The organism is Bacteroidota bacterium (assembly GCA_018692315.1).
GTDB lineage: Bacteria > Bacteroidota > Bacteroidia > Bacteroidales > JABHKC01 > JABHKC01.
This window is the reverse complement of record JABHKC010000060.1, coordinates 1-5,154: the sequence shown is the minus strand read 5'-3', so window position 1 is coordinate 5,154 and position 5,154 is coordinate 1. Positions and strand designations below refer to the sequence as shown.

Below are 5,154 nucleotides of genomic sequence, written 5' to 3'. Positions count from 1 at the left end.
TTTTGAATGATTCTAAATAAAATTCGGTAAAATTTAAAATTGAATAAAAAAATTAACTAAAACTCATCAATGTTAATATATTTGAGCATGAAAATTGTAGAAACGTTTATGAAAAAAAAGTTTATGAATTAATCAGGCTAAAAATAGTAAATTTCAAGGCGTAAGAAATTTTATAACCGCAGTTTACTATTGTAAATGAGGATTTTAAAATATTGAAACAACGAAGAAATTTGCATTTTTAGATGTTCCCTAAACAGTGTACTGAAAAGTTATAATGATTCTAAATAATCCTTTTTAATCTTTGAGTCATCTCTCGCAAAGGGAAGTTTCTAAACTTCACTTTCATTCCTCAACTAACACAAGTTTGCAAATTACGCTTAAAACCCAAGCAAAAACTTCCTCAATAAAAAGAATATCTTATCTTTGTAAATAGAAGACTATACTCAAACCAGAAAAATGAATATTATTAAGTTAGCATCAAGTCAGGGTTTGGCTCAAAGCCAAGCCCTGACTAACAAAACAAAATCATGAAAAAAGCACTAATACTTTTTTTCCTTTCCTTCTTCATTTTTCCTTCTTCATTCTCCCAACAGCCACAATGGGATTGGGCAAAGTCTTTTGGAGTAAACGATTCTGACAAAAGCAATGCCATATGTTCCGATAAGTTTGGGAACATTTATATTACAGGTGACTTTGATAATTCTATAATTTTTGGAGGTTATACTTTAAATTCTTCAAGTTCTACAAACTATTTTACTGCAAAATTCGATTCAGAAGGAAATACTATTTGGGCAAAAACTCTGTTTGGTGGGTGGTCTGTTAGGGGATACGATATTTGTTGTGATACAATGTGCAATATTTATGCAAGTGGTATTTTTACTAGCATTATTGTTTCCGAGACAGATACATTATTATCAAATGGGAATTATGATGTCTTTCTTATAAAGTATGATACGAATGGAAATGAACAATGGATAAAACATATCAGTGGAGATGATGACGATAAAACTCTTGGGGGACTTGACACAGATAATAAAGATGGTGTTTATATCACTGGATATTTCAGAAGTTCACAACTTTTTGTTGATAGCGATACACTATATTTAAATGGGGGTGAAGATATTTTTCTAATAAAATACGATAGTAATGGATATCTTATTTGGGCATTAAATGAAGGAGGATCGTATTATGATAGAGGCTATGACCTAAATGTAAATGATAATGGGAATATTTGCATTACTGGTATGTTCGAGAGCCAAAATATTAATTTTTGTAATACTGTATTGACAAACTCAGGTGGCCAGGATTTTTTTTTAGCCAAATATAATAAAAATGGAATTTGTTTATGGGCTAAGCAAGCATATGGCTCAAATCATGAAAGAGGTGGAGAAATTTTGTTTGATAATGACAATAATATAGTAGTTATAGGCTTTTTCAGTAGTCCAATTTTATATTTCGATGGAGATTCTACATTTCACAATGGAAGTAATTATGACCTTTTTTTAGCCAAATATGATTCCTTATCAAACCTTCTTTGGGTAAAAAGTCCGGCAGATGGACATCAAAATTTCATGGGACTATGCATTGATGATCAAAACAATATATATTTGGGTGGGAAATACTCTAGTAATTTTGATTTTGGCACATTTGTGTTGAACCATGATTCAATCACATATGCAAAGGATCCCTTTATTGCAAAATATAGCTCTATTGGAGTTGCTCAGTGGGCAATTGGAGCTACGGTACCGGTCAAGATGAATCGTATGATATTTGTATTGGATTAGATAATAATCTTTATATAACAGGTTTTATAATAAGTCCTTATGTGGTTTTTGGAAGTGATACAATTTACAACTCAGGAATTTCAAGCGACATTTTTGTAGCCAAACTAATCCCACCTGAAAACCTAATAGACACTCAACAAATAAATCTACAGTTTGGCTGGAATATTATATCTACCTATATAAATCCACTTGAAAATTCAATAGATAGTATTTTTTCAGAAGTTTCGCCTATGGTAGAAATTATGAAAAATGATATTGGACAAATTTATTACCCTTTGTGGAATATAAATATGATTGATACACTGCAAGTTACCGAAGGTTATCATATAAAAATGAATTTGCCACAAATATTAAATATTATTGGAATTTCTGTTGAACCAGAAAATAAACCGATAGATTTAAACATAGGCTGGCAAACAATTTCCTATCTCCGACAATCGCCTGCCCCAATAGATTCTATGTTCACAAATATTTCATCAAACATCATAATCACTAAAAACAACCAAGGTTTAATTTTTTGGCCCCTCTACAACATAAACAGCATAAACCAAATGAACCCTGGCGAAGGCTACCAAATCAAAATGCTGGCTGCTGATACTTTGCTTTATCCTGGGAATTAGTTTTGAAATTACAAATGAAAATGGTTATTGATAAGACGATTTAAATTTAAAAAATAATTATATTTGAAAAATGAAATTAGAAAATACAATAAAGAAAAATTCGGAATTTTAAGAATATAGTAGTGGTATCAATTATTAAAATAAAAAAAATAACACTATTTATATTAGTTTCGATATTGTTTTACACAAGTTATGGACAAAGTTTGATTTATGAGAATCTTACGCAATTCAAGTGGACAACAGGTTCTACAATAAATGGACTAAATTTAGGAGATTTTAAAGATATCGGATTAGCAAAACTTCAAGTTCCGGTTGATTCGTTAAAAAAAGGCTGTACGGTATGGACATTCAATGAGAACAAAATTATAATACAAAAATACACACCTGATTATGGTTTAGAAATTGACAGTATATTCTGTTCCTATGAATATAGAAATAGAGAATTGATAATATATAAAGTTGCTCAGGATTCAACAATTTGGAGATACAATGTAGGTATTGTGTCAACAACAAATTATATATTATTGATTAGAAAGAAAGAATAACCAATTGCTAACAAAAAAATAATGCATTTGGCAAATACACCTGGGCGAAGGCTACCAATTAAAAATGCTGGCAGTGGATACTTTGCTTTATCCGGCGAATTAATATTATAATTTCGCAAAAATGCTTTTTCTCGAAGACAAAAATGAAATTTCGGCTTTCCTTAGCAGCTTATCGACTTAGCGAGAACTAATTTTAAAATTATTTCAAAAATTTTTTATCTAAATAATTTTGGAATTGAGCCTGATGTTGCTCGCTTATTGGTATGTAAACTTTATTATCGAAAATAATTCGGCTGCGTTCAATTACTGTAATTTTTTCTAAGTTAACTATAAATGACCTATGAACCCGCATAAACCGGTTTTCAGGTAAGTGTTCACTCATTTTCTTCATACTCATTAATGACATAATGGGTTTTTGGTCGTCCATAAAAATTCGAACATAATCGCGCATTCCTTCAATATATTTAATATTGTCGTAATTTATCCTGACAATTTTATACTCTGATTTTATAAAAAGATACTGTTCATCGTGTTGAATATCAAGAATTTTTTCAGCTTTTGAAAAATATCGTTCTTTGGCTTTACCTGCTGATTTCAAAAAATCGCTATAGCTTATTGGTTTCAGTAAATAATCTACGGCATCAACCATAAATCCGTCAATGGCATATTCGCTGTAGGCTGTGGTAAAAATAACTTTTGGTGGATTATTTAAAGATTTAACAAATTCCATCCCACTTAAGTCTGGCATGTGGATATCCACAAACATAAGATCCACTTCATTTTCATTTAAAAATGAGATTGCTTCAAATGCACTTTCAAACTGTCCTTTTAATTCAAGGAAGGGTGTTTTTTGAATATATCCGGCAATTTGTTTTAATGCCAATGGTTCATCATCGATAGCAATACAATTTGTCATAATGGTATTTTTAGAGTCAATTTGTATTCTTTTTTACTCTCCTTAATGATTAAGGAATATAAATCGTCGTATAAAATATTTAAGCGTTTTTTCGAATTTTCAATTCCAATACCTGAGGCTTTTTCATCTTTTTTAATTTCAGGGATACTGTTTTTAATTTCAAATGTTAAATATTCCTGAGCTATAGAAAATATAATATCGATATAACTTGAATTTCTATAACTGATTCCATGCTTAAACGCATTTTCAACAAAAGAAGTAAACAGATATGGAGGTATCATTTTATTGGGTATTTTCTCAGGTACATGAAGGTTAATATTTACTTTATCAGAAAATCGCAATTTCATTAGGCTGATATAATTTTTTATAAAATCAACTTCTTTCTCCAGAGGTACAAAATCGGTATCCGAATCGTACAATAATATCCTCATCAGTTTTGATAGTTTGATAATTGCTTCTTTTGCTTCTTCAGTATTTACATCTATTAATGAGTGAATATTATTCAGTGTATTCATTAAAAAATGCGGGCTAATTTGATTACGTAAAAAAGCGAGTTGATTTTGCACGTTTTCTTTTTCAAGCACTGTTTTTTCCTGTTCCAGTTTCGACCACAAAACCCTCATGCGAATGCCGGTATCAAATCCAATTATCAGAATAGAAAGAATAATAGTATTTACATATGGTGGAAATGGGAGATTATTCCCTCTGGGTGGCTTTGGTGCTGAATTACCGCCCTGAGGTCCATTATGTTTAGGTGGAGGATGTTGTGGGTTTTCATGCCTTGGATAAGGTCTGTTCTCATTATCGGGTTTTGATAAATAATGCAAAAATGTGTTGAAAGCAAGAAGTAGTATTAATGTTGCAAGCCAATAATGGGCTTTTTTATTTTTGAAAAGAAAATAAGGAATTAGAATAAAATGATTTATAGCGACAAGTATAAAGTATGGAAAGATTACTTTCCAGGCAATAACGACACGCTTGCCATCAATAACATAATCTTGTTGAAAAATAAATATAGGAGCTATAAAAATGGCAATCCATATCACTAAAAGAATGAGAGGGTCTAAGAATTTTGTATTGCTTGCTCTAAGATTCGAAAACTTTAGAATATTTTTCATGTTGATTCCTTGTCTTATATTCATTTTGAAGGCAGGGCAAACGCATGAAAAAGAATCACAATACTTTCGACAGCCAGAGTTGAGCAGTTCTTTTGCTAATTTTAAATTTCCAGTTTTTCAAAACAAAATCTTGAATTAATAAGCCTGTCCATTTGTTTGTTTTATAGCCTT

At 30.6% G+C, this 5,154-nt stretch carries 5 protein-coding genes; 3 read left to right on the top strand and 2 right to left on the bottom strand.

Features of this window, described 5'->3' with window-relative positions:
- The first annotated feature begins 527 nt into the window (after window positions 1–527).
- From HN894_05105 to HN894_05095, 3 genes are all read left to right on the top strand, one after another.
- Window positions 528–1,784, top strand: a complete 1,257-nt coding sequence (locus HN894_05105) for a hypothetical protein (protein MBT7142696.1) — start codon at window positions 528–530, stop codon at window positions 1,782–1,784.
- Window positions 1,724–2,404 (top strand): hypothetical protein, encoded by a 681-nt coding sequence (locus HN894_05100; GenBank protein MBT7142695.1) that lies wholly within the window; start codon window positions 1,724–1,726, stop codon window positions 2,402–2,404. Before HN894_05105 ends, HN894_05100 begins: the two co-directional genes overlap by 61 nt.
- 122 nt (window positions 2,405–2,526) lie before the next feature.
- Entirely contained in the window at window positions 2,527–2,949 is a 423-nt protein-coding gene (locus HN894_05095; GenBank protein MBT7142694.1) for a hypothetical protein, read from the top strand.
- Window positions 2,950–3,148: 199 nt separating this feature from the next.
- Here the strand turns inward: HN894_05095 and HN894_05090 are convergent, their stop codons facing one another.
- Together HN894_05090 and HN894_05085 are read right to left on the bottom strand one after the other, a co-directional pair.
- On the bottom strand, window positions 3,149–3,865 hold the full coding sequence (locus HN894_05090; protein MBT7142693.1) for a response regulator transcription factor: 717 nt from the start codon (window positions 3,863–3,865) through the stop codon (window positions 3,149–3,151).
- Window positions 3,862–5,007, bottom strand: coding sequence for a histidine kinase (locus HN894_05085; protein MBT7142692.1), 1,146 nt, complete (start codon window positions 5,005–5,007; stop codon window positions 3,862–3,864). Before HN894_05085 ends, HN894_05090 begins: the two co-directional genes overlap by 4 nt.
- Window positions 5,008–5,154: the final 147 nt, after the last annotated feature.